Here is a 22,825-nt window from a genome sequence, read left to right as displayed (position 1 = left end):
GATGGGGTACGAGAGGTTCTACGCGCGTCAATCTCTTTCCTGGGCGGGGAACTTGTCAAGACTGCCCAGATGTACGGAGCTCGTCGGGCACATGAATCGAGTGGCGCGGGGTCACATACGTCTACGCTGGGCTCGCCGGAGGCGCGCGCCGCGACCCCGGCCCGTACACAGCGAGGAGAGACCCCACAGATGTCCGAAGACCGCCCCACCCTGCCGCCGGTGCGGCTGCCCTCGGAAGCGGAGCTGGCGCGGCAGGCGCTCGCCGCGCCGCTGCTCGCGCGGGCGGTACGTCTCGCCCGCTGGGCGGGGCCAGGGACCCGGGTAGGGGCCGGTGGTGAGCTGGTCGACGAACAATTGCCGGCGGCGGCCGAACAGCTGGGCCTGGGCGACGAGTTGTCGGAAGGTGACGGCGAGTCGTACGCGAGTGAGGCGTGGCGGGTCGCCATCGACACGGACCTCGTCGCCGTGGCCGAAGGCGACGGCACCGACTCCGACAGCGGTCTGGACGACGACGAGGCGTCCGCGGTCACCGCGGGCCCGCAGCTCGCGCTGGTGACGGCCGGCACCCCGCAGGACGTCCTGTCCCTCTGGCTGGACACCCTCGACGTGGTGTTCGCCGACGCGACGGCGCCGGTCTTCGAGGACCTGGCCGTGGCCATCGGCGACGACGGCGAGATCGACTTCGAGGCGCTCGACTGGGACCCGGAGGTGGAGGCCGAGTTCCTTGAGGGCGTCCTCGGCAACCTCTACCTGCTCACGGCGGCGGACGAGGGCGAGGGTGCGGTGCCGCTGCCCGTACTCGCCGCCTCGATGATCGTCCCCGAGGACATGGGGGAGCCGACCGACGACGTCCTCGAACAGGTGTCGCAGGCCATGATGCGGCTCGACGAGCAGTTCCGGCTGCTGGAGCCGGTCGGGCTCGTCAGTTACGTACCGGTCGACGAGGCGCTGATGGCCGAGGACGCCGAGGACGCAGCCGGCGGCGACCTGCCGGGCGCCGAGCCCGGCCTGCCCGTCGACGCGGACGACGTGACCCGCTACGGCATGGTCACGCTCACCCCGCTCGGCGTCTACGGCATCAGGTCCCGGATGCTCGAAGCCGGCGTGACGGCCCCCGCCGTCGGCGACCTGGCCGACGCCGACGCCCGCGCGCTGCTCGACGGCATCGCCCACTTCCCCGAGGCCTCGGCGCGCGCCGAGGCCGAGCAGTGGCTGGCCGGGCACGCACCGGCGGAGGCCGCGGCCGAACTGCTCGCCGCCGCGCGTGGCACCGACCCCGGTGCGCCGCTGCGCCGCCTCAACTGCCAGCAGGCGCTGACGCTCGTCGGCGCCGAGGCGGAGCCCGCCGTGCGCGCCGTGCTGGACGACGGCGAGCTGGGCGGTCTGGCCCGGGTCTGGCTCGCGGAGCTGGGGTCGGGCGACGTCCCGATGCCGTCCGAGACGATGATCTTCTGGCTGGCGATCGACACGATCGCGGCCCAACTGGACGCCGAGGGCGAACCGGACGAGCTGCGGGAACTCGTCGAGGGCCTGGTCGGCCAGAACAAGAACTTCTTCGAGGAGGCCTGGCGGGTGGACCACCCGGCGACCCCGGACGTCCTGGAGGCGATGGGCCGTCTGCACAGGGACCGCACGGTGGCGAAGGAAGCCCGTAAGGCGGCCTTCAAGGCCCGCTCGCGCGCGACCGGCTGACACCGCGCCGGGTCCGCCCCCGCGCCGCCGGGCGGCGGGGGCGGCGGCGGGGGGCGTCGTCCAAGCCGCTGATCCGCGATCACATCCTCAGATGCGACGCTCCGTTCAGGTCCAGCACCGTGCCCGACGACCACTCCGCGGCCGGGGAGGCCAGCCACAGCACCGCTTCGGCGATTTCCTGCGGCGTGGCCACCCGGCCGAACGGGCTCTGGGCGCGGATGGTCTCGCCCTCAGGGCCGGTCAGGCGGTGGGCGACGCGTTCCGTCTCGATGAAGCCAGGGGCCACCGAGGCCACCCCGATGCCGTACGGGCCCAGGGCCACGGCCAGGGACTGGCCCAGGGCGTGTACGGCCGCCTTCGTCGCCCCGTACGCCGGGTAGTCCGGTTCGCCGCGGAACGCCCCGCGGGAGCCGATGTTGACGATCCGGCCGCCGGCGCGCCGCTCGATCAGGCCGTGCGCCACCCGGTGGCTGAGCAGGGCCGTACCCAGCAGGTTGACGGACATATGGCGCTGCCAGTGCTCGGCCCACTCCTCGTACGGGGTGGTGACCGGCGGATGGGGGTCGTTGACCGCCGCGTTGTTGACGAGTACGTCGACCGGGCCCACGGCCGCCGCCGCCTCGTCGGCCACCCGTGCCGCGCCCGCCGGGTCCGAGATGTCGCCGCCGACCAGCGCGTGCCCCGTACCGGTGAGTGACTCCAGGGTCAGCCGGGCGTCCGACTCGCGGCTGCCGTAGTGGACGGCGACCCGGTCGCCGTTGGCCGCGAAGGCGCTCGCGAGGGCGCGGCCGAGCCCCCGGGAGGCTCCGCTGACAAGGACAGCGCGACCGGTGGCGGACAGTTTCATCAAGGCTCGGAACCCTTTCGGTTTCGGACGGGGCACGGTACGCTCCGCCACCCCTTTCGGCGACCCTTCCCGCCCTGCGAACAGGGCCCCGGAACGGGTGATCCGGAGGCCGGTCAGCCGCCGGGCATGGCGCGGCGGGGCTCCTTGGGCGCATACTCCAAGTAATGACAAAGTCAGCCGGATCCCGGCGCCACCTGCCGTCCAGTCCCTTCAACCGCCAGGCCCCGGCCTCTCCTCCGCCCGAGAAGTTCGATGTCGGAGACCGTGTCTCCCACGATCAGTTCGGGCTGGGGAGAGTCATCGGAGTCGAGGGCGAACATGCCGTGCTCATCGATTTCTCCGGGCGTCAGGGGAGGATCCTGAGTCCCTTCTCCAAGCTCACCAAGCTCTGAAGACAGTGGCCCACGGGCCGCCGCGGGTCATGCGCGACCGCGGCGGCCCGTGGTGCGTTCAGGGCAGCGGGACCGGACCGCGTCAGAGCAGCTTCGCCGCCGGCTTGACCATGCCGCGGACCGTGCGGGACTTCACGAACTCGCCGATGGCCGTCATCTCCCACTCGCCGGAGAACTGCCGGACGAACTTGGCCATGATCACCCCGGTCTGCGGCTCGGCGCCGGTCAGGTCGAAGCGCACCAGCTCCTGATCGGTGGCCGCGTCGATCAGCCGGCAGTACGCCTTCGCCACCTCGTTGAACTTCTGCCCCGTGAACGAGTTGACGGTGAACACCAGGCCCGTCGCCTCGGCGGGGAGCCGGCCGAGGTCGACCACGATCACCTCGTCGTCACCCGCGCCCTCACCCGTGAGGTTGTCCCCGGAGTGCTTGATCGCTCCGTTGAGGATGGAGAGCTTGCCGAAGTAGCAGCTGTCCAGGTGGTTGCGGTTCGGGCCGTACGCGATGACCGAGGCGTCCAGGTCGATGTCCTTGCCGCGGAAGGCGGGCTCCCAGCCGAGCCCCATCTTGACCTGGGAGAGCAGCGGCTTGCCGCCCTTGACCAGCGACACGGTCTCGTTCTTCCGGAGGCTGACCCGGCCCTTGTCCAGATTGATCTTCCCGCCGCCCTGCGCGGCCGGCGGACCGGGCGGTGCGGCGGGGGCCTGGGGCGCTGCCGGTGCCTGCGGGGCCGCCGGGGCCTGGGGCGTCACCGGCGCCTGCGGCGGGGCCGCGGGGGCCGGCGGTGCGGCCTGTGCGGCCGGCTCCTCGACCGATACGCCGAAGTCCGTGGCGATACCGGCGAGCCCGTTCGCGTACCCCTGGCCGACGGCACGGACCTTCCAGGCGCCGTTGCGCAGATAGATCTCCACGATCACCAGCGCCGTCTCGGCCCCGAGCTGCGGCGGGGTGAAGGTGGCGAGCACGGTTCCATTGCCGCTGTCGCGGACGGTGGCGGTGGGCTCGATGCCCTGGAAGCTCTGGCCCGCCGCGTCCGGGCTCGCGGTGATGACGATCTTCTCGATGCCCGCGGGGACCGCGCCGGTGTCGACCACGATCGCGTCCGGCGCCGAGCCGCCGCCCGAGCGGTAGCTCACGCCGGGGCCGGCCGGCTGGTTGAAGAAGATGAAGTCGTCGTCCGAGCGCACCTTGCCGTCGGCGGTGAGCAGCAGGCCCGAGACGTCGAGCCGCACGGGCCCGGCGACATCCACCGCCACATGTGCGGTGGGAAGCGGGATGTTCGAGCCGGGGGTCATAGCTGTCATGCCAGACGTAACGAACGACCCCGCTTTGCCGTTCCCTTACTTTCGGCGCCTCGTAATCCGAACGTCAGTACGGCCATTGCGGCGGATGAGTGGTGAAGTGGCCGCCGAGGTGCGCGTGGTCGGGGTTGTCCGGGTCCAGTTCGCCCTGTTCGGCGATGAGCTTGTCCGCGTACTGCTCCGAGTCGTCCCGCGGCTCGTACCCGAGCGCCCGCGCCGTCGACAGGTCCCACCACAGCCGGGTGTTGGCCGACGAGCCGTAGACGACGGTGTGCCCGACCTGCTCGGCCGTCAGCGCGGCGTGGAACAGCCGGGCACCGTCACCCGGGCTCATCCAGACCGAGAGCATGCGCACGGTCGTCGGCTCCAGGAAGCAGGAGCCGATCCGCACGGAGACGCTCTCCAGGCCGTGCAGGTCCCAGTAGAGCTGGGCGAGATCCTCGCCGAAGCACTTGGACAGGCCGTAGTACGTGTCCGGGCGGCGCGGCGTGTCGACGGGGATCAGCGGATCGTCGCCCTGCGGGCGGGGCGTGAAGCCGACCGCGTGGTTGCTCGACGCGTTGACCACGCGCGGGACACCGGCGGCGCGCGCCGCCTCGTACAGGTTGTACGTGCCCTCGATGTTGGAGCGCAGGATCTTGTCGAACGACGCCTCCAGGGAGATGCCGGCGAGATGGATGACCGCGTCGACCCCCTCGACGGCCTCGCGCAACGCTTCCTTGTCCGCGAGATCGGCCGTCACGGCGTCCGGCTCGCCCTCTATGGGGGTGGCGTCGAAGAGGCGGAGTTCGTAGCCGTACGCGGGCAGCAGGCCCCGCATCAGGGTGCCGAGGCCGCCTGCTGCGCCGGTGAGCAGGACGGTGCGCGGTGCTGGCATGGGGGGCGGCTCCTCGGCTGCGCGAATATGCGCTCAGATGCGTAGACGGAATTCACATGTATGGACACGCTAGGGAGGGCTGGCGAGCAGCGTCAAGTGTCGCGCGCGGGGTGCGAATCCGTCCGGGGGTTGGCCGATCCTGTCTTGACCTGCCCCGCGCGGCTGCCCTAGCGTGGTTCCGTTCAGAGATATGGACATCGATCAGAACTGTGCACGGGCTTCCGGGCTCGGCGCACGGCCAGGGAGCTTCCGTGACCACAGCCCCGCTCGCCGCTCGACTCACCCGGGTCGACGGGCCGCTGTTCTTCCCCGTCACCGCGTACGGACCGGACGGCGGCCTCGACCTCGACGTCTTCCGCGCCCATGTGAGACAGGGCGTCGAAGCGGGCGCCGCGGCCGTCTTCGCGTGCTGCGGCACCGGCGAGTTCCACGCTCTCACCCCCGACGAGTTCGGCGCGTGCGTCGCGGCGGCCGTCGAGGAGACGGCCGGGCGGGTGCCCGTCGTGGCCGGCGCCGGGTACGGCACGGCGCTCGCCGTCCAGTACGCCGAGCTCGCGGAGCGGGCCGGCGCCGACGGACTGCTCGCGATGCCGCCCTATCTGGTCGTCGCCGACCAGGAGGGCCTGCTGCGCCACTACACCGCGCTCGCCGCCGCCACCTCCCTGGAGACGATCGTCTACCAGCGCGACAACGCTGTCTTCACCCCGGAGACCGTCGTCGCGCTCTCCCGTGTCGACGGCATCATCGGCCTGAAGGACGGCGTCGGGGACCTCGACCTGATGCAGCGCATCCTCAGCGCCGTCCGCACGGCGGAGCCGGGGCGCGACTTCCTGTACTTCAACGGCCTGCCCACCGCCGAACTCACCGGCCTCGCCTACCGCGGCATCGGCGTGACGCTCTACTCGTCCGCCGTCTTCGCGTTCGCCCCCGACATCGCCCTCGCTTTCTACCGGGCGCTCGCCACCGGCGACGACACGACCGTCAACCGGCTGCTGGACGGCTTCTACGTGCCGCTGGTCGAACTGCGCAACCAGGGCCGCGGCTACGCCGTCTCGCTCGTCAAGGCGGGCGTACGGCTCGGCGGACTGGACGTCGGCGAGGTGCGGCCGCCGCTGGGCGAACCGCTGCCCGACCACGTCAAGGCGCTCTCGACGCTCGTCGAACGCGGCCGGGCGCTGCTGGAGGAGAGCCCGGCGAAGGACGGCGCGTGAAGGCCTCCGCGTTCGTCTACCCCTGGGACGTCGTGGGGGACCCGGAAGCGGCAGCGAGGATCGCCGGTCTCGGCGTCCAGCAGGTCACCCTGGCCGCCGCCTACCACTCCACCCGCGCGCTCACCCCGCGCCATCCGCGCCACCGCGTCGTCACCGCCGAGCACGCCGCCGTGCTCTACCCCGCCGACGAGACCCGCTGGGCGGGCCGCGTGCCGCGTCCGTACCCGTCGGGGGACTGGGCACCCGGCGACGCCTACGGCGAGGCGGCCGCCGCCCTCTCCGACGCCGGGCTCGACGTGCACACCTGGGTGGTGCTCGCCCACAACTCCCGCCTCGGCGCCGAACATCCGGCCACGTCCGTCGTCAACGCGTACGGCGACCGCTACCCCTGGGCGCCCTGCGTCGCGCAGCCCGCCGTCGTCCGGTACCTGGTCGATCTCGCGGCCGAGGCCGCCGTACGGCCCGGCGCGCGCGGGACCGAGCTGGAGTCCTGCGGCTGGTACGGGCTCGCGCATCTGCACGCCCACGACAAGATCGCCGGTGTCGGCCTCGGCGAAGCGGCGCAGTACCTGATGTCGCTCTGCTTCTGCGCCAGTTGCCGCGCCGGATACGCCGACCTCGACACCGACCCCGACCGGCTCGCCGCCGCCGTACGGAGCGCGCTCGAACCCGTCTGGGCCGGGGACGCCACACCCGGCGGAGCGAGCGGCAGGGCGGGTATCGAGAAGCTGATCGGCGCCGAACTCGCCGCCGTCACCCTCGACCGGCGCGGCCAGGTGGCCCGGGACCTCCAGGAGCAGGCGGTCGCCGCCGTACGAGCCGCCGCGCCCCCCGGCTTCCAGGTGCTGCTGCACGCCGATCCGGCCGCGCACCACACCGGCGCCAACGCGGGCGTCGACCCGGCGCACATCCTGGCCGTCGCCGACGGGGTCGTGCTGCCCTGCACGGGCGGCGCCGCCGAGACGATGCTGACCCCCTTCGCCGCCCACGCCACCCCGTCGACCGTGCTCGCCGCCAACTTCACGGTCGTCAGCGGCATGGGCGGCAGCCCCGGCACCCTCGCCGAGGACGCGGCGCGCGCCGCGGCCCTCGGTGCGGACGAACTGCGGCTGTACCACGCGGGGCTGGCGTCGGACGCCGATCTGGAGTCCGTCAAGGCCGCGCTCTCCAGCCTGCGTTGAGCGCGAGCGCCGTCAGCAGCGCGCCCGCACCGGCCGTCGGCAGAACGGCGGTGAACGGTACGACGGTGAGCAGCCCGGCGCCGAGCGCCAGCGCCACCGCGTTCGGCGCGAACATCACCGTGCCCGCGGTGGCGGCGGTACGGCCGAGCACGGCGGGCGGGATCTCGCGCTGCACCGCCGTCATCGCCGCGATCAGCACGGCCGGCAGACCGAGTCCCACGGCCAACGACCCGGCGAGCACCGGCGCGTCGTACGGCACCGCCCGCAGCGCGAGGCCCACGGCGAACAGCGCGATCCCCGCGGCGCCGAACCGCCGCTCCGGCAGCCGCCGCAGCAGCGGCCCCGCCAACAGCCCGGTGGCCACGGAACCCGCGCCCTGCACCGCCGACAACAGCCCCAGGAACGCGGGTTCCCGGCCCAGGCCCCGGTCCACGACGGCGAAGCTCATCGCGCCGTTGAACCCGGCGAGCAGCAGGGTCAGCGCGGCGGCCAGCACGAGGGGCCGCACGGCAGGGGTGTCCCGCAGCCGCCGGACGCCCTCCGCCGTGCCGGTCAGCCAGGCACCCGGCGGCTGCCGGGCCGGCTTCTCCTCCCGGACCCGCATCAGCGCGAAGACCCCGGCGGCCAGGACGAAGGTCAGCGCGTCGAGGAGGGCGACGGCCGGACCGCCGAACCGGGTGAAGAGCCCCGCGCCCGCCAGCGGCGCGACGAGCTTCATGCCCTCGTTGGCCGTCATCCGCAGCCCGTTGAAGTCCGCGAGCAGCCGGGCGTCGACCGCCGTCGCCACCAGGGCCGCCTCGGCGGCGTCCTGGACGACCCCGCCGGCTCCGTACACGAACAGCACACCGAACACGATCCACACCCGGCCCGCCGAGTCGACGGCGAACAGCGCGGCCAGCAGGGCGGCGAGTGCGAGATTGCACCAGATCAGCAGGGGCTTCCTGGGCATCAGGTCGGCGACCGTGCCCAGCAGCGGGCCGACCAGCGTCGGCGCCCACATCGCGAAGACCGTCAGCGCCGCCAGACTGTCCGATCCGGTGAGGGACTTGACCCAGATACCGGCGGCGAGCCAGAGCGAGGACGTACCGAAGCCTGACACGACCACACCGGACAGATACAGCCCGGCATCGCGGTCCTTCAGTACGCCCCCGCCGCTCCACACCACGCCCCACCCGCTTTCCGGTCGCCGGTTCTGATCGTCAGAAGCGCACAGTGGCATCTGAGGACCGGGGCCCGGCATCGGGCGGTTGACCTACATCGGGGCGCGGGCAGGTCTTAGTTCGGGCCGGGTCTACCGGCCGTACACCTCCAGCTCCCAGAGGGAATAGCCGTACGGGGTGGCCCGCTGCGTCCCGTAGAAGCGGACGTAACGGGCGTCGGTGGCGGTGAACGTCAGATCGTCCGTGCCGCCGTCACCGCCGCTCGTGCTGTAGACAGACGTCCACGTCGAGCCGTTGGTGGACGTCTGGATCTGGTACGCCTTGCCGTACGCGGCCTCCCAGTTGAGCCGTACGCGGCTGACGGACCGCACCGAGCCCAGGTCCACCTGGAGCCACTGCGGGTCCGCGAACCCGCTCGACCAGCGGGTGCCGGCGTTGCCGTCCACCGCGGCCGACGCCGCGAAAGCGGCGCTCTCCGCGGAGGACGCGGTGGCCGGACGGCCCGTCGACAGCAGCGTCGTGGTGGGCGGCGGATCGGTGGGACCGCCCGCGCCGAACGGGGTCAGCGTCAGTGTCATGGACCGTGGCGCGTTGTCCTGGATGTACGACGCCTGGTCGCCGACGTCGTCGAACGGGAAGCCGTACGCCTTGCCGTTGACACTGTTCTCGTGCAGCACGCGCGAGAAGTGGTTGCTGATGGGCTGCCGGTAGTACTGCGCCGGATCGGTGACGGGCTGGTTGGCGTTGTCGCGCAGGGTGGAGCGGTTGAACGCCGCCCCGAGCTGCGCGGCCACAGGTCCGGAGAGCCCGTCGTTGGGCGCGCTGAGCGCGCCGTTGCAGTAGAAGACGTCCAGCGTGCTGGGCTTGGGGATGGGCGCGACGCCGTTGTTGAAGCGCAGCACCCCGCCGGAGACCCGGCCGGTGTACGTGGTGGCGTTGATCTTGACGTTCAGATCGCGGCTCGCGTACGTGTCCCACACCTGGGTGATGTACGGGTCGTAGTACGTGGACGAGAAGAGACCGCCCTCGATGCCGTGGCCGGGGGCCAGCACCCGCAGCCCGTTGGCGCTGACCAGCCGGGCGAAGTCGGGCAGCGCCCTGATCGCCGAGAAGATCGCGTCACGGCCGCCCGGCTTGAGCGTGCCGGTGGTCTGGTCGGAGTTGCCGACCAGATGGATCGCCATCGGGACGCTGAACATGTCCACGAAGGTGATGTTGCAGTACATGCCGGTGCTGTTGTACGTGAACTCCATGCAGTCGTGCAGCACTTGATAGCTCGGGTCGGTGGTGACCCAGGCCGCCGGGTACTGCAGCGCCGAGTTGCCGTTGCCGTCGGTGACCACCCGGAACTTCAGCTTCGCGCCGAGCGAGAAGTAGATCCGCCCGGACATGTACGGCAGATTGACCAGGGCGTTGCCGGAACCGCTGAACGGGATCGCCAGATCGGCGTACCCGTCGGGCCCGTTGAGCCCCGGCGAGACCGGCACCTGGACGCCGTCGGCCCGCACGTAGCACTGCTGGCCCGAGGTGTTGGTGCCGACGACATAGATCCAGATCGCCGAATTGGCGTACGAACCCGTGCTGTTGACGATGGTGATCGGCAGCGGTCCAGCCGCCGACGCCGTCGTGCTCAACGCGAGGTCCAGGGCCGGGGCGGCCGCGAGCGCGGCCGCCCATCCGAGAACGTTTCTTCTGCTGGGCATCTGACTTCCTCTCAGCTCACTGTCCATACGAAGCTCGCTCTGTCGGTGGCGCCCGTGCCGCTGTCGGTGGCTGTGACGGTGACCGTCCTCGTCCCCGGTGAGGTCGCTGTCCCGGAGATCACACCCGCCGGACTGATGGTGAGACCGGCCGGCAGACCGGTCGCTGTGAAGGTGACCGCGGCAGCCGCGGACGTGGACTTCGCGGTGACCGGCAGCCGTACCGCCGTGTCGGCGGTGCTGCTCATGCCGTGCGGGTTGCTGATGGTGACGGCCTTGCCCGCGGCGCTCGCCTGACCCGTGACGGTCTTCGCGGTGAGCGTGGCGCCGACGTTGAGCGTGCCGGTCAGCGGGAGGTTCCTCGACGAGTCACCGACCGAGATCCGGTAAGCACCGGCGGCCGTGGTCCAGTTGTTCGCCGAGTCCGACCAGTACGCCAGGTCGTGCGCGGTGAGTGTGAAGCGGACCTGCTGACTCGCCCCCGGCTGGAGGTCGATCCGCTGGAACCCCTTGAGCTGCTTGACCGGCTCGCCCGTCGACGCGGGGGCGCCCACGTACAGCTGGGCCACCTCGGCCCCCGCCCGGGTGCCGTTGTTGGTGACGGTCGCCGTCACCGTCGCGTTGCCGCTGCCGTCGGGGGCGCCGACCTGGAGCCCGGAGAAGGCGAACGACGTGTACGACAGGCCGTAGCCGAACGGGAAGAGCGGCTCGATGTTCTTGTCGTCGTACCACCGGTACCCGACGTCAAGTCCCTCCGAGTACTGCACGTTCGACCCGTTGCCGGGCCACTGCGCCGTGGTGTGCGCGGGTACGTCCGCCAGGCTCTTGGGGAACGTGACGGGCAGCTTGCCGGAGAAGTTGGCGTCCCCGAACAGCAGCCTGGCCAGCGCGTTGCCGACCTCCTGACCCGCGTACCAGTTCTCCACCACGCCCTTGACCGAACCGAGCCACGGCATGGTCACCGCCGAGCCGGTGTGCAGCACCACGATGGTGTTCGGGTTGGCCGCCGCGACCTGCGTGATCAGCGAGTTCTGCTGACCCGGCAGATCGATGCCGGTGAGGTCAGTGCCCTCGTTCTCGCCGTAACTGGCGAAGACGATCGCGACGTTGGAACTCTTCGCGAGCGCCACCGCCGCGCCGATGTCGGTGGCGTCGTTGAACTGGACGTTCACCCCCGAGCCCGCGCGGTTCTTGATGCCGTCCAGCGGCGAGATCGTGCCCGAGCTGGTGGCGGTGGCACTGCCGCCGCCCACGGACTGCACGCCCGCGCCGCCGTCGGCGCCGAGGACGGCGATGGACTTCGTCGTCGCCGTCGACAGCGGAAGGATCCCGCTGTTCTTCAGCAGCACACTGCCCTGCTCGGCGACCTGCCGGGCGGTGGCCTTGTGCGCGTCCGTGGTGACCGTGGCCGTCGGTGAACCGGTGTGCGGCTTGTCGAAGAGGCCGAACGAGAACATCTGGGTGAGCACCCGGCCCACCATGGTGTTCAGCGTCGCCTGGCTGACCTGGCCACTGGCCAGCGCCTGGGCCAGGAAGTCGGCGTAGAAGTACCCGCCGGGCATCTCGACCGTCATGCCGTTGTTGGCGGCCTTCACCGTCGAGTGGGCGCCGCCCCAGTCGCTGGTGACGAACCCGCCGAAGCCCGCCTGCTGGTACAGCGCGGTGTTCAGCAGATAGCCGCTGTCACAGTCGAAGTCACCGTTGACCGTGGCGTATCCGCACATCACCGAGGCCGCGGCGCCCTTGCTCACCACGGACTGGAAGCCCGGCAGATAGATCTCCTGGAGCGTCCGCGTGGAGACGATCGCGTTGTCGGCGGGGCCGTTGCGGTTGGTCTCCTGGTTGTAGACCGCCACATGCTTGGGCTGCGCCATCACACCCTGGCTCTGCAGCCCCTGCACATTGGACGTCGCCATCGCCGACGTCAGGTACGGGTCCTCGCTGAACGTCTCGAAGGCCCGGCCCCAGCGGGGGTCGCGCACGATGTTCAGCGTCGGGCCGAGCGCCACACCCGCGCCCTTGCCGGCGAACTCGTTCCCGGCCACGGCGCCGTACTGCTGCTCAAGGCCGGTGTCCCAGGTCGCGGCCGAGGCGACGGCCGACGGCAGCTGGGTCACGCCGCCCATCCCGTCACCGACCCCGCTCGGCCCGTCCTGGAAGCCCACGTCGGGGATGCAGAGCGAGGGGATGCCGGACAGATTGCCGATGTACGGGGACGCGTTGCCGTTGCCGTGCAGCAGCGAGATCTTCTGCGCCTGCGTCATCTCGGCGAGCACCTGCGAAACCCGCGTCGCCACCGGGGCGTTGGAGCCCGCCCACGGGCAGTCGCCGTTACCGCCGGACGGCGGAGCCGTGCCGCCCGGCGTCAGCACGGTGAACTCCCAGAGCGAGTAGCCGTACTGGGTGGCCCGCGCCGTGCCGTACATCCGTACGTACCGGGCGGTGGCGGTGAAGCTCGCGTTCTCGGTGGAGCCCGCGCCGGTGGTGGTCGAGTAGCCGGTGGTCCAGTTGGTGCCGTCGTTCGACGTCTGGATCTGGTACGCCTTCGCGTACGCGGCCTCCCAGGTCAGCTGCGCGCCGCAGATCTCGGTCGCCGCGCCCAGGTCGACCTGGAGCCACTGCGGATCGGTGGCGGCGCTGGACCAGCGGGTCGCCGCGTTGCCGTCGAAGGCGGCGCCCGCGGTGAAGCTCGCGTCCTGCACGGACGAGGCGGTGGCCGGCTTGCCGAGCGCCGCCGTCGTCGTACCGCACACGTCACTGGGCCCGGAGCCGCCGCCGTACACCTGGAACTCCCAGAGGGAGTAGCCGTACGGGGTGGAGCGCTGGGTGCCGTAGACCCGGACGTAGCGTCCGGTGCCGGCGACGGTGAGCGTCTGATTGCCGCCAGGACCGGCCGAAGTCGTGTAGATCGTGGTCCAGTTGGTGCCGTCCGCCGAGGTCTGGAGCTGGAAGGCCTTCGCCGAGGCGGTCTCCCAGTTCAGTACGACCTTGCTGATGGACTGGCTGGAGCCGAGGTCGACGCGCAGCCACTGCGGGTCGGCCGCCGCGCTCGACCAGCGGGTGCCGGGGTCACCGTCGACGGCGGCGGACGCGGGGAACGCGCCGTTCTCGGTGGAGGAGGCCGTCGCCGCCTTGCCCTGCGAGAGCAGGACGGGGCCGGCGGCCGAAGCGAGTTGGGGAGCCCCGATCAGGGCCGCCACCATCAGAAAACCTATGAGGGCCGCGAGCCGCGACCTCAAGTAGGGCATGGGGGGTGTGCCTCTCTCGTCAGCGAAGACAGTGCTTCCGACGGTGGCGCCCGCACATGACAGGAGGCCATGTGCGGGCGCCTTCACTACTTGACGGCGCGTCACCACGCCGAAACCCGTTCGTCACCTTGCTGGTTGGCGCACTTCTCTCACTGCGAGACCCGCACGTAGTCGATCAGCATCTTCTGCGGGAAGACGCTGGAGGCGTCCGGGTTTCCGGGCCAGTCACCGCCCACCGCGTTGTTGAGGATGATGTAGAACGGGTGGTCGTAGACCCACGGGCCCCTGGTCGCCTCCACCGTCGCCTTGTCGGCGGTGAAGAACGCCTTGCCGTCGACGGAGAACGTCATGTGGCTGGCGTCCCAGTCCACGGCGTAGGTGTGGAAGGCGGAGGCGAAGTCGCTGCCCGCCACGGTGTACGGAGATCCGTAGCCGCCACCGCCGTTGTAGGCGGGCGCGTGCAGCGTGGAGTACACCGAGTCGGCGACCTTGCCGACGTGCTCCATGATGTCGATCTCACCCGAGTTCGGCCACGGAGTGCCGGACTTGAAGTTCGAGCCGAGCATCCAGAACGCGGGCCACAGACCCTGCGTGCCGCTCACCTTGATCCGCGCCTCGACGTGCCCGTAGGCGAAGTTGAAGTGGTCCGAGGTGTTGATACGGCCCGAGGTGTACGAGCCGTCGGCCTCCTTCCTCGCCTCGATGACGAGGTTGCCCGCGCCGTCCATGTTGGTGTTGTCACCGTTGGTGTAGGTCTCCAGCTCGCCGTTCTGGCCGCGGCCGGTGTCCTGCGTCCACTTGCCCGTGTCGGGCTTGGTGCCGGCGGCGCCGTTGAACTCGTCGCTCCACACCAGCTTCGGCGGGTTGTTGGGCGCCGGCGGCGCGGCGGGCGGCGCTGTCGGGTTGCCGCCCGTGCCGAACACGTCGAAGTCCCACAGCGAGTAGCCGTAGCCGTTGCTGCGCGCGGTGCCGTACATCCGCACGTAGCGGCCGTTGCCGTCGACGTTCAGGGTCTGCTTGAAGCCCTTGCCGGTCGTCGTGGAGTAGATGCTGGTCCAGTTGTTGCCGTCGGCCGACGTCTGGATCTGGAAGGCCGTCGCGTACGCCGGGTCCCACTGGAGGACGACCTGTGTGATGTGCGCGGTGGCGCCCAGGTCGACACTGATCCAGCCGGGGTCGACCCAGCCGTTGCTGTCACTGGTGGCCCAGCGGGTGGCCGGGTCGTGGTCGAACGCCTTGGCCGGGGTGCAGCCGACGCAGCTGTTGGCGTCCTGGTACGTCGACGCGGTGGCCGGCTTGTTGTACGACAGCAGCTTGGAGTCGCCGGGCGGGTCCGTCGGACCGCCCGGGTCGGTGCCACCGCCGCCGGTGGTGAAGACCTGGAACTCCCAGAGGGAGACGCCGTACTGGGTCGCACGGGCCGTGGTGTACACCCGGATGTAGCGGCCGGTGCCGGTGAGCGTGATCAGCTCGGTGGCGCCGGCGCCCGTGGTGGTGTTGTGCAGCGTCGTCCAGTTGGTGCCGTCGGTGGAGGACTGGATCTGGTACGCGGTGGCGTACGCCGCCTCCCAGCTCAGCTGGACCCCGCAGATGGACTGGCTGGAGCCGAGATCGACCCGCAGCCACTGCGGGTCGCCGGGCGCGCTGGACCAGCGGGTGCCCGCGTTGCCGTCGACGGCCGACGTGGCCGGCGTACCGGCGTTCTCGGTCGACGAGGCGGTGGCGGGCTTGTTGAGCGCCGCGTTGGTCGTGCTGCAGCCGGCGCCGCTCGACCCGGTGCCGCCGTAGACCTGGAACTCCCAGAGGGAGTAGCCGTAGGCGGTGGCGCGCTGGGTGCCCGTCAGCCGCACGTAGCGGCCCGAACCGGTCACGTTCAGGGTCTGGTTGCCGCCGGTGGCCGTGGTGGTCGAGTAGATGCTCGTCCAGTTGGTGCCGTCGGTCGACGTCTGGATCTGGAACGCCTTGGCGTACGCGGCCTCCCAGTTGAGCGTGACCTGGGAGATGGACGAGGTGGCACCCAGGTCCACCTGGATCCACTGCGGATCGGCGGCAGCGCTGGACCAGCGGGTCCCCGCGTTGCCGTCGACCGCGGCGGAGGCGGGGGTGCCGGCGTTCTCGACGGACGACGACGTCGCCGTCTTGCCCTGCGAGAGCAGGGTGCCCGCCGCCTTGGCGGGGGTGTTTCCGTTCAGGGCGAGAGCCAGGCTCGCGAGGACAGCGACGACCACGGCCAGGATCAGGGATCTTCTGCCGTTGGTCATCGAGAGGGGGGAACTGCTCTGCATGGCGTCTCCTAGTGGTCGCCAAATCCCGAGAGAGCGCTCTCTGGGTGAGCAGATGATTGCGGCGTTGTTGCCGACACGTCAAGAAGTTGAACGCGATCCGCCGGAACTCGCACAGCGGACCGCGACACGACGTCAACTATTGAAGGGCGGGGGAGAGTTGCCCGCGCTCACGCTTCCGGGCTCGCGCGCTCACCCTTCGAGGGTGAGGATCAGCTCCTCGATCTCCTCGCCGCGCCCCATGGCGAAGTCGCGGTTGCTGCCGGTGACTTCGAAGCCGCACTTGAGCATGACCCGCAGCGAGCCCGCGTTGTCGGCGGCCGTCCTGCCGAACATCGGCCGCTCGGGGACGAGTTCGAGCAGTTCGCGCAGCGCGGCGCTGGCGATGCCCCGGCCCCAGTGCGCCTTGTCGATCCAGTACGTCACCTCGCGCTCACCCGGCGGCCCGTACACCGCCGCGTTCCCCACCACCTCGCCGTCGGCCAGCACGGTGCGCAGCACATCGGCCGAGGCGAGGATCTTGGCCCAGTGGGCGTCGAAGCGCTCGCGGTCCGAGGGATCGGCGGGGGTGAAGGCGGCCATCCTGTTGGCCTCGGGGTCCTGCGTCATGGTGAAGAACAGCGGCAGGTCCGCCGCCTCGACCTCGCGCAGTGTGACGTCCATCAGAGCCTCCGGGTGGCGAGCGTGAGCCGGTCACGGGCGTCGAACAAGGTGTCCTTGATCATCTGCTCATGGCCGGGGGTGAGCCGCGCCACCGGTACGGAACAGCTGATCGCGTCGCGCGCTGGCGTGCGGTAGGGGATCGCGATGCCGAAGCAGCGCAGGCCCAGGGTGTTCTCCTCGCGGTCGACCGCGTACCCCTGCTCCCGTACCGTACGCAGCTCCTCGATCAGCTTCTCCCGGTCGGTGATCGTGTGCTCGGTGAGCCCGGCCAGCGTCTCCGGGAGCATTTTGCGCACCTGCTCGTCGCTGTGGGTGGCGAGCAGCGCCTTTCCCAGCGAGGTGGAATGGGCGGGCAGCCGGCGGCCGACCCGGGTGAAAGGGCGCAGATAATGCTGTGACTGGCGGGTCGCGAGATAGACGACATTCGTGCCGTCGAGCCGCGCCAGGTGGATCGTCTCCGTCGTGTCGTCCGAGAGCCGGTCCAGGGTGGGCCGGGCCGCGGCGACGACCTCGTCACCGTCGATGTACGAGGTACCGACCAGCAGCGCGCGCACCCCGATGCCGTAGCGTGTGCCTGTCGCATCGGTCTCCACCCAGCCCAGCTCGACCAGGGTGCGCAGCAGCATGTAGAGGCTGGATTTCGGATATCCGACGGCCTCCTGGACGGCGGCGAGCGAGTGCATACCGGGGCTGCCGGCGAAGTATTCGAGCAACTCGACCGTCCGTACCGCGGACTTGACTTGTGCCCCACCGGATTCCACAGCCGACATCGTCGTTCGCCCCTTCTTGACCACCCTTGGCCGCCCTTGACCCCGCAGAACGGCCGGAAATAGAGTTCTCACAGATTCACCATCAGGAATCTTGTTCAGAATACCGAACAAAACCTGCTGGATGGCAGAGGTCCGAAAGCCAGGAAGGAAGCCGCGGTGGCAGCATCACCAGTCTGGAGTGTCGACCCCCGAACGGGGAAGCCACGGGAACAGGTCGCCGACGAGGCGACCTCCGAGGAGGTCGACCGCGCGGTGCGCAGAGCGTACGCCGCCAGGCCGGCGCTCGCCGACCGCACCGTCCGGGCGGCGCTGCTGCGTACGACGGCCGATCTGCTCGACGCGACGAGCGAGCACGCGATCGAGGCGGCCGACGCCGAGACCGCACTGGGTCCCGTCCGGCTCACCGGTGAACTCGCCCGCACCAGCGCGCAGTTGAGGGCCTTCGCCGATGTGGTCGACGAGGGCGCCTTCCTGGACATCCGGATCGACCACGCCGACGCGACCCGCACCCCGCCCTGGCCGGACCTGCGCCGCTGGAAGGTGCCGCTCGGTGTCGTCGCCGTCTACGCGGCGAGCAACTTCCCGTTCGCCTTCTCCGTCCCCGGCGGTGACACCGCGAGCGCGCTCGCCGCGGGCTGCCCCGTCGTCGTCAAGGCGCACCCCGACCACCCGGCGACCTCCGAGATCTGCGCCTCCGTGCTGCGCAGGGCGGCGGTCCAGGTCGGCCTGCCCGAGGACATCGTGATCCTCGTGCACGGCTTCGACGCGGGCGTGGAGCTGGTCAAGCACCCGCTGGTCAGCGCCGCGGGCTTCACCGGTTCCGTACGGGGCGGCCGGGCGCTGTTCGACGCGGCGGCGGCGCGGCCCGAGCCGATCCCCTTCCACGGCGAGCTGGGCTCCCTCAACCCCGTCGTGATCACCGCTTCGGCGGCGGCCGAGCGCGCCGAGCAGATCGGCGCGGGACTCGCCGGGTCGATGACCCTGGGCGAGGGGCAGTTCTGCACCAAGCCCGGTTTCGTGCTGGCCCCCGCGGGCGAGGCGGGGGACCGGCTGCTCGAATCGCTGACGAAGGCGGTCAGTGAGACCGAGCCGGGTGTGATGCTCGACCACCGGATGCGCGACGCCTTCGTCGCCGGCGTCAGCGAGCGGGCCGGACTGCCCGGTGTCGAGGCCCCGATCACCCCCGGAGCCGGCGGCGAACACACCGTCAGCGCCGGCTTCCTCACCCTCCCCGCCGACCTGCTCACCGAGCCGGGCGAGCACGACCTGTTGCTGGAGGAGTGCTTCGGCCCGGTCGCGGTCGTCGCCCGCTACACCTCGACCGCCGAGATCACCGCCGTACTGGACCGGCTCCCCGGCAATCTCACGGCGACGCTCCAACTGAGCGAGGCCGAGGGCGCGGGCACCGAGGAGGGCGCGGCCGAACTGCTGGCCGAGCTGACCCCGTTGGCGGGCCGCGTCCTGGTCAACGGCTGGCCGACCGGGGTCGCAGTCGCCCCCGCCCAGCAGCACGGCGGGCCCTACCCGGCGACGACGTCCACCTCGACCTCGGTCGGCGCCACGGCGATCGAGCGGTGGCTGCGCCCGGTCTCGTACCAGTCGACCCCGCCGGCGCTGCTCCCGCCCGAGCTGCGCGACGAGAACGAACTGGGCCTGCCGCGCCGCGTGGACGACCGCCCGGAGCACTGAGGTTCGCCAGGGGAGCGCTGAGGTTCCCCCGGGCTTGAGTGGTGACCGTGCGGATGGTCAGTGCCGCACGGTCACCACGATCTTGCCGGTGTGGGTGTTCGACTCCATCAGCCGATGGGCGTCCCCGATCCGGTCGAGTCCGTCGAACACCTCGCCGGTGACGGGCCGCAGCGAGCCCGCGCCGGTGGGGAATGAGTCGGTGTGTTCCTGGCGTTCCCGTAGCGGCGGAGGGGGCCTTCGCTGCGTGCGGTGATCGTCGGAGTGCGAAGGGTGACCGTGCGGCTTCCCGGGACTGTGGAGAGAAGCGGAATCATGCGCGTCGAGATCTGGAGCGACATCGCCTGCCCTTGGTGCTACATCGGCAAGGCGCGCTTCGAGAAGGGGCTTGCGGCCTTCGCCCACCGGGATGACGTGGAGGTCGTGCACCGGGCCTTCGAGCTTGATCCGAAGGCCGAGAGCGACGCCGGTCTGGTGGTCGACCTGATCGCGAAGAAGTTCGGCCGGAGCAAGGAGGAGGCGCGGTCCATGGAGGAGCACGTTGCCTCCAACGCGCGCTCCGAGGGGCTCGGCTACCGGATCGACGGGCGGGACGCCGGCAACACCTTCGACATTCACCGGCTGGTGCAGTTCGCCAAGGCGCGTGGCAAGCAGGACGAGTTCCTGAGCCTGGCCTTCCGGACCAACTTCGCCGAGGAGCGGTCCGTCTACGACCACGACATCCTGGTGGAGATCGCGGTCGAGGCAGGGCTCGACGCCGAGGAGGCGCGCAAGGTGCTCGCCGATCCCGACGCGTACGCCGACGAGGTACGGGCCGACGAGCGCGAGGCTGCCGAACTCGGCGCGAACGGGGTGCCGTTCTTCGTGCTCGACCGTAAGTACGGCGTCTCGGGCGGCCAGCCGGCCGAGCTGTTCACCCAGGCGCTGGAGCAGGCGTGGGAGGCCCGCGCGCACTCATAAGCGCTGCTACGGGGTGCTGTTCAGGGATTCGAGATTGACTCCGCGGCGGCCACGATCGCAGGGTGGAGTCATGGATCTCGACATGGACACCCTGTGTGGCGACGAGTTCGCGCCGGAGCTGACCTATCTGAACACGTCCAAGACGGGCCTGCTGCCGCGCAGGGCCGTCGCGGCCATTCAGGCACTCGCCGAGGAGAAGGCGGCCGGGCGGGCGACCGGGGGTGACACCGGGTTCGAGGTGGTCGACGCGGCGCGGGCGTCCTTCGGGCGGCTCGTGGGCGTGTCCGAAGGACGCGTCGCCGTCGGCAGTTCGGTCGCCGTGCACACCGCGGTGATCGCGGCCTCGCTGCCGCCGGGCGCCGAAGTCCTCATTCCCGAAGGGGAGTTCAGCTCACTCGTCAACCCGTTCGCCGTCCGTGACGAGCTGCGGACACGGTATGTGCCGCTGGAGAAGCTGGCGCAGTCGATCCGGCCGGACACCGCTCTCGTGGCCTTCTCGGCGGTCCAGTCGGCCGACGGCAGGAGCGCGGACCTCGCTGCCGTACGGGAAGCGGCGGCGGCGCACGGCGCCAGGACGCTCGTGGACACCACCCAGTCGGCCGGCTGGCTGCCGCTCAACGCGGGGACGTTCGACTACACCGTCACCGCCGGCTACAAGTTCCTGCTCTGCCCGCACGGCACCGCGTTCCTCACGGTGACGGAAGAGGCGCAGCGGGAGCTGCGGCCGATTCACGCGGGGTGGGTCGCCGGCGAGGACCCGTGGGTGAGCACGTACGGTCCGATCGGCGAACTGGCCCACTCGGCACGCCGGTTCGACGAGCCGATGGCCTTCCTCGCCTACCACGGGGCCGAGCAGTCCCTGGCGCTGCTGGAGAAGGTCGGGATCGAAGCGCTGCACACGCACGGCACCGCGCTGGCGGACCGCTTCCGGGCAGGCCTTGGCCGGCTCGGCCTGCCGCCCGTGGACAGCGACTCGGTGGTCGTGGCCGTCCCCGGTCTCGGCCACCGGGAGCCGGACCTGCGCGCCGCGGGGGTCGATGTCTCTGTACGCACGGGCAATCTGCGCGTGTCCTTCCACCTCTACAACTCGGCCGCCGACGTCGACAGGGCGCTGGACGTCCTGGCCGGCTGATCCGACGGGCAGTCCTGCGCGGCGGTGCAGAGATTGCCCTCGACCTTCGCCAGCAGCCTGCGCAGTTCGCTGCGCTCGGCCGCGTCGAGCCCCGCCAGGGTCCGCTCCTCCAGGCGCGACCAGGCAGCCTCGACCCCCGGGCGCAGCGCGCAGCCGTCCTCCGTCGCCTCGACCAGGACGGCGCGCCGGTCGACCGGGTCGGGGTGGCGGCGCACATGACCGGTCTGTTCGAGGCGTTGCAGCATCTTCGTGACCGTCGAAGGATCCAGCTCCATCGTCCTGATCAGCTCGGACTGGCGGACGGGGCCCGCCTCCCACAACAACTTCATCAGCAGTTCCTGGCCCGGGTAGAGGCCCGTGCAGCGCAGCAGCTTGCCCGCCGTCGCGCGGTGCAGCCGGGCCACCCGGGAGAGCGCGTCGCTCAGCGGGCCGCCGCTGGTGGCGGCGGGGGGGAGCGGCGTATCCGGACAGGCAGGGTCGTCGGAGGTCATGGCCCGAGCCTAACTTGGTCGCCCAAGGAATGCGTTAGGGTGACACGCGGTTGATTACTTGGCCGACCATATATCTGTGAGCCCTCAGGGAGAGCTTTTATGACCACCGCGTTCGACCCGATCGACCTCTCGGGTACGCAGCTCGCCAACCGCATCGCCATGGCCCCCATGACCCGCAGCCGCTCGTACGGCCCGAGTCATGTGCCGACCGATGCCGTGGCCGAGTACTACGCGCAGCGCGCGTCCGCCGGTCTGATCATCACGGAGGGGATCCAGCCCTCCGTGATCGGCCAGGGCTACCCGGACACCCCGGGGCTGCACAGCGAGGAGCAGATAGCGGGCTGGCGCAAGGTCACCGACGCCGTACACGCCAAGGGCGGCAAGATCTTCGCGCAGATCATGCACGCGGGCCGGATCGGCCACCCCGACCTGCTGCCGGACGGTCTGATCCCGGTCAGCGCCTCCGCCGTCGCCGCCCAGGGCAAGGTCTATCTGCACGACGGCCCCAAGGACCTCGTCACCCCGCACGAGCTGACGGCGGACGAGGTGCGCGGGACGATCGCCGACTTCGTCTCCGCCGCCCGCAACGCGATCGAGGCAGGATTCGACGGGGTCGAGCTGCACGGCGCCAACGGCTATCTGATCCACCAGTTCCTGGCCCCCGGCAGCAACCACCGCACCGACGAGTGGGGCGGCTCCGTCGAGGGCCGTATCCGGTTCGCCGTCGAGGTCGCCCGCGCCGTCGCCGCCGAGATCGGCGCCGCGCGCACCGCGATCCGGCTGTCGCCCGGCAACCCCCTCAACGACATCACCGAGCCCGACCCCGACGAGACGTACATCGCGCTCGTGCGGGAGCTGGAGCCGATCGGTCTCGGCTATGTGCACCTCGTCGAGAACACCCGGGATCTGACGCTCACCTTGCGCAAGTCGTTCTCCGGAACGCTCATTCTCAACGCCAAGACCGAAGGGCCCACCAGCCCGGACGAGTTGGTGCTGATCGAGGACGGCGTCGCCGACCTCATCTCGTACGGCGTGCTGTTCCTCGCCAACCCGGACCTGCCCGCGCGGCTCAAGGCCGGCGGTCCGTACAACGCCGCCGACTCGGCCTCCTTCTTCGGCGGCGACGAGAAGGGCTTCACCGACTACCCGGCGCTGACCGGCTGACAACCCGCAGCCCGACCGCACACGAAGGCGCGGGACCGGTCGTGACGACCGGTCCCGCGCCTTCGTGAC

Annotated in this window: 19 protein-coding genes; 8 read left to right on the top strand and 11 right to left on the bottom strand. The window is 70.9% G+C overall.

The genetic code is table 11. The features are described from left to right. The first annotated feature begins 189 nt into the window (after positions 1-189). Entirely contained in the window at positions 190-1,692 is a 1,503-nt protein-coding gene (locus OHS57_RS09280) for a hypothetical protein (RefSeq protein WP_041990988.1), read from the top strand. A gap of 79 nt (positions 1,693-1,771) precedes the next feature. Here OHS57_RS09280 and OHS57_RS09275 read toward each other — a convergent pair whose 3' ends face one another. Then, a complete protein-coding gene (locus OHS57_RS09275; protein WP_328581608.1) occupies positions 1,772-2,539 on the bottom strand; it encodes an SDR family NAD(P)-dependent oxidoreductase in 768 nt (255 codons plus the stop codon). A 164-nt stretch (positions 2,540-2,703) separates the two neighbouring features. On the opposite strand from OHS57_RS09275, the gene OHS57_RS09270 reads away from it, so the two are divergent. Then, positions 2,704-2,931 (top strand): hypothetical protein, encoded by a 228-nt coding sequence (locus OHS57_RS09270; protein WP_078863698.1) that lies wholly within the window; start codon positions 2,704-2,706, stop codon positions 2,929-2,931. 82 nt (positions 2,932-3,013) lie between these two features. Here the strand turns inward: OHS57_RS09270 and OHS57_RS09265 are convergent, their stop codons facing one another. Together OHS57_RS09265 and OHS57_RS09260 are read right to left on the bottom strand one after the other, a co-directional pair. After that, positions 3,014-4,234: a TerD family protein gene (locus OHS57_RS09265; protein ID WP_328581607.1), complete on the bottom strand. Its 1,221-nt coding sequence runs from the start codon at positions 4,232-4,234 to the stop codon at positions 3,014-3,016. 64 nt (positions 4,235-4,298) lie between these two features. Then, on the bottom strand, positions 4,299-5,108 hold the full coding sequence (locus tag OHS57_RS09260; RefSeq protein WP_328581606.1) for an NAD-dependent epimerase/dehydratase family protein: 810 nt from the start codon (positions 5,106-5,108) through the stop codon (positions 4,299-4,301). A 251-nt stretch (positions 5,109-5,359) separates the two neighbouring features. Between OHS57_RS09260 and OHS57_RS09255 the strand changes: the two genes are divergently transcribed. Both OHS57_RS09255 and OHS57_RS09250 read left to right on the top strand, forming a co-directional pair. After that, positions 5,360-6,319: a 5-dehydro-4-deoxyglucarate dehydratase gene (locus OHS57_RS09255; RefSeq protein WP_328581605.1), complete on the top strand. Its 960-nt coding sequence runs from the start codon at positions 5,360-5,362 to the stop codon at positions 6,317-6,319. Continuing rightward, positions 6,316-7,500 carry a hypothetical protein gene (locus OHS57_RS09250; protein ID WP_328581604.1) on the top strand — a complete coding sequence of 395 codons (1,185 nt, stop codon included), beginning with the start codon at positions 6,316-6,318 and terminating at the stop codon, positions 7,498-7,500. The genes OHS57_RS09255 and OHS57_RS09250 overlap by 4 nt, the downstream gene beginning before the upstream one ends. Here OHS57_RS09250 and OHS57_RS09245 read toward each other — a convergent pair. The 6 genes from OHS57_RS09245 to OHS57_RS09220 form a co-directional block, all read right to left on the bottom strand. Next, entirely contained in the window at positions 7,472-8,665 is a 1,194-nt protein-coding gene (locus OHS57_RS09245) for an MFS transporter (RefSeq protein WP_443042859.1), read from the bottom strand. The genes OHS57_RS09250 and OHS57_RS09245 overlap by 29 nt on opposite strands. Positions 8,666-8,791: 126 nt before the next feature. After that, positions 8,792-10,363, bottom strand: a complete 1,572-nt coding sequence (locus tag OHS57_RS09240; RefSeq protein WP_328581602.1) for a beta-1,3-glucanase family protein — start codon at positions 10,361-10,363, stop codon at positions 8,792-8,794. A gap of 11 nt (positions 10,364-10,374) precedes the next feature. Beyond that, positions 10,375-13,608, bottom strand: coding sequence for a glycoside hydrolase family 3 C-terminal domain-containing protein (locus OHS57_RS09235; protein ID WP_328581601.1), 3,234 nt, complete (start codon positions 13,606-13,608; stop codon positions 10,375-10,377). A gap of 149 nt (positions 13,609-13,757) precedes the next feature. After that, positions 13,758-15,869 carry a discoidin domain-containing protein gene (locus OHS57_RS09230; protein WP_443043066.1) on the bottom strand — a complete coding sequence of 704 codons (2,112 nt, stop codon included), beginning with the start codon at positions 15,867-15,869 and terminating at the stop codon, positions 13,758-13,760. Between the two features lie 213 nt (positions 15,870-16,082). Beyond that, positions 16,083-16,553 (bottom strand): GNAT family N-acetyltransferase, encoded by a 471-nt coding sequence (locus OHS57_RS09225; protein WP_041990996.1) that lies wholly within the window; start codon positions 16,551-16,553, stop codon positions 16,083-16,085. Further along, the gene (locus OHS57_RS09220; RefSeq protein ID WP_041990997.1) at positions 16,553-17,323 is read right to left on the bottom strand and encodes an IclR family transcriptional regulator; all 771 of its coding nucleotides are present in this window, start codon (positions 17,321-17,323) and stop codon (positions 16,553-16,555) included. The genes OHS57_RS09225 and OHS57_RS09220 overlap by 1 nt, the downstream gene beginning before the upstream one ends. Before the next feature lie 156 nt (positions 17,324-17,479). On the opposite strand from OHS57_RS09220, the gene OHS57_RS09215 reads away from it, so the two are divergent. After that, positions 17,480-19,012: an aldehyde dehydrogenase (NADP(+)) gene (locus OHS57_RS09215; protein ID WP_041990998.1), complete on the top strand. Its 1,533-nt coding sequence runs from the start codon at positions 17,480-17,482 to the stop codon at positions 19,010-19,012. Positions 19,013-19,069: 57 nt separating this feature from the next. Here OHS57_RS09215 and OHS57_RS09210 read toward each other — a convergent pair whose 3' ends face one another. After that, positions 19,070-19,414 (bottom strand): zinc-binding dehydrogenase, encoded by a 345-nt coding sequence (locus OHS57_RS09210; protein ID WP_328581599.1) that lies wholly within the window; start codon positions 19,412-19,414, stop codon positions 19,070-19,072. On the opposite strand from OHS57_RS09210, the gene OHS57_RS09205 reads away from it, so the two are divergent. Then, on the top strand, positions 19,325-19,969 hold the full coding sequence (locus OHS57_RS09205; RefSeq protein WP_041990999.1) for a DsbA family oxidoreductase: 645 nt from the start codon (positions 19,325-19,327) through the stop codon (positions 19,967-19,969). The two genes, OHS57_RS09210 and OHS57_RS09205, sit on opposite strands and share 90 nt — an antisense overlap. 70 nt (positions 19,970-20,039) lie before the next feature. Further along, a complete protein-coding gene (locus tag OHS57_RS09200) occupies positions 20,040-21,101 on the top strand; it encodes an aminotransferase class V-fold PLP-dependent enzyme (RefSeq protein ID WP_328581598.1) in 1,062 nt (353 codons plus the stop codon). Here the strand turns inward: OHS57_RS09200 and OHS57_RS09195 are convergent. Beyond that, positions 21,050-21,592 (bottom strand): MarR family winged helix-turn-helix transcriptional regulator, encoded by a 543-nt coding sequence (locus OHS57_RS09195; RefSeq protein WP_328581597.1) that lies wholly within the window; start codon positions 21,590-21,592, stop codon positions 21,050-21,052. The two genes, OHS57_RS09200 and OHS57_RS09195, sit on opposite strands and share 52 nt — an antisense overlap. Before the next feature lie 99 nt (positions 21,593-21,691). On the opposite strand from OHS57_RS09195, the gene OHS57_RS09190 reads away from it, so the two are divergent. Then, positions 21,692-22,756: an alkene reductase gene (locus OHS57_RS09190; protein WP_041991006.1), complete on the top strand. Its 1,065-nt coding sequence runs from the start codon at positions 21,692-21,694 to the stop codon at positions 22,754-22,756. The last annotated feature ends 69 nt before the right edge of the window (positions 22,757-22,825 follow it).

Origin of the sequence: Streptomyces sp. NBC_00370 (assembly GCF_036084755.1) — a bacterium.
Lineage (GTDB): Bacteria > Actinomycetota > Actinomycetes > Streptomycetales > Streptomycetaceae > Streptomyces.
The sequence above is the reverse complement of the archived record's forward strand: the minus strand, read 5'-3'. Positions and strand labels throughout refer to the sequence as shown.

Bases quoted from the DNA above. Each gene is read 5' to 3' on its own strand.
- OHS57_RS09190 (WP_041991006.1), top strand. From the start codon at position 21,692: ATGACCACCGCGTTCGACCCGATCGACCTCTCGGGTACGCAGCTCGCC.
- OHS57_RS09235 (WP_328581601.1), bottom strand. From the start codon at position 13,608: ATGCCCTACTTGAGGTCGCGGCTCGCGGCCCTCATAGGTTTTCTGATG.
- OHS57_RS09275 (WP_328581608.1), bottom strand. From the start codon at position 2,539: ATGAAACTGTCCGCCACCGGTCGCGCTGTCCTTGTCAGCGGAGCCTCC.
- OHS57_RS09260 (WP_328581606.1), bottom strand. From the start codon at position 5,108: ATGCCAGCACCGCGCACCGTCCTGCTCACCGGCGCAGCAGGCGGCCTC.
- OHS57_RS09200 (WP_328581598.1), top strand. From the start codon at position 20,040: ATGGATCTCGACATGGACACCCTGTGTGGCGACGAGTTCGCGCCGGAG.
- OHS57_RS09240 (WP_328581602.1), bottom strand. From the start codon at position 10,363: ATGCCCAGCAGAAGAAACGTTCTCGGATGGGCGGCCGCGCTCGCGGCC.
- OHS57_RS09265 (WP_328581607.1), bottom strand. From the start codon at position 4,234: ATGACAGCTATGACCCCCGGCTCGAACATCCCGCTTCCCACCGCACAT.
- OHS57_RS09225 (WP_041990996.1), bottom strand. From the start codon at position 16,553: ATGGACGTCACACTGCGCGAGGTCGAGGCGGCGGACCTGCCGCTGTTC.
- OHS57_RS09220 (WP_041990997.1), bottom strand. From the start codon at position 17,323: ATGTCGGCTGTGGAATCCGGTGGGGCACAAGTCAAGTCCGCGGTACGG.
- OHS57_RS09280 (WP_041990988.1), top strand. From the start codon at position 190: ATGTCCGAAGACCGCCCCACCCTGCCGCCGGTGCGGCTGCCCTCGGAA.
- OHS57_RS09230 (WP_443043066.1), bottom strand. From the start codon at position 15,869: ATGACCAACGGCAGAAGATCCCTGATCCTGGCCGTGGTCGTCGCTGTC.
- OHS57_RS09205 (WP_041990999.1), top strand. From the start codon at position 19,325: ATGCGCGTCGAGATCTGGAGCGACATCGCCTGCCCTTGGTGCTACATC.
- OHS57_RS09195 (WP_328581597.1), bottom strand. From the start codon at position 21,592: ATGACCTCCGACGACCCTGCCTGTCCGGATACGCCGCTCCCCCCCGCC.
- OHS57_RS09270 (WP_078863698.1), top strand. From the start codon at position 2,704: ATGACAAAGTCAGCCGGATCCCGGCGCCACCTGCCGTCCAGTCCCTTC.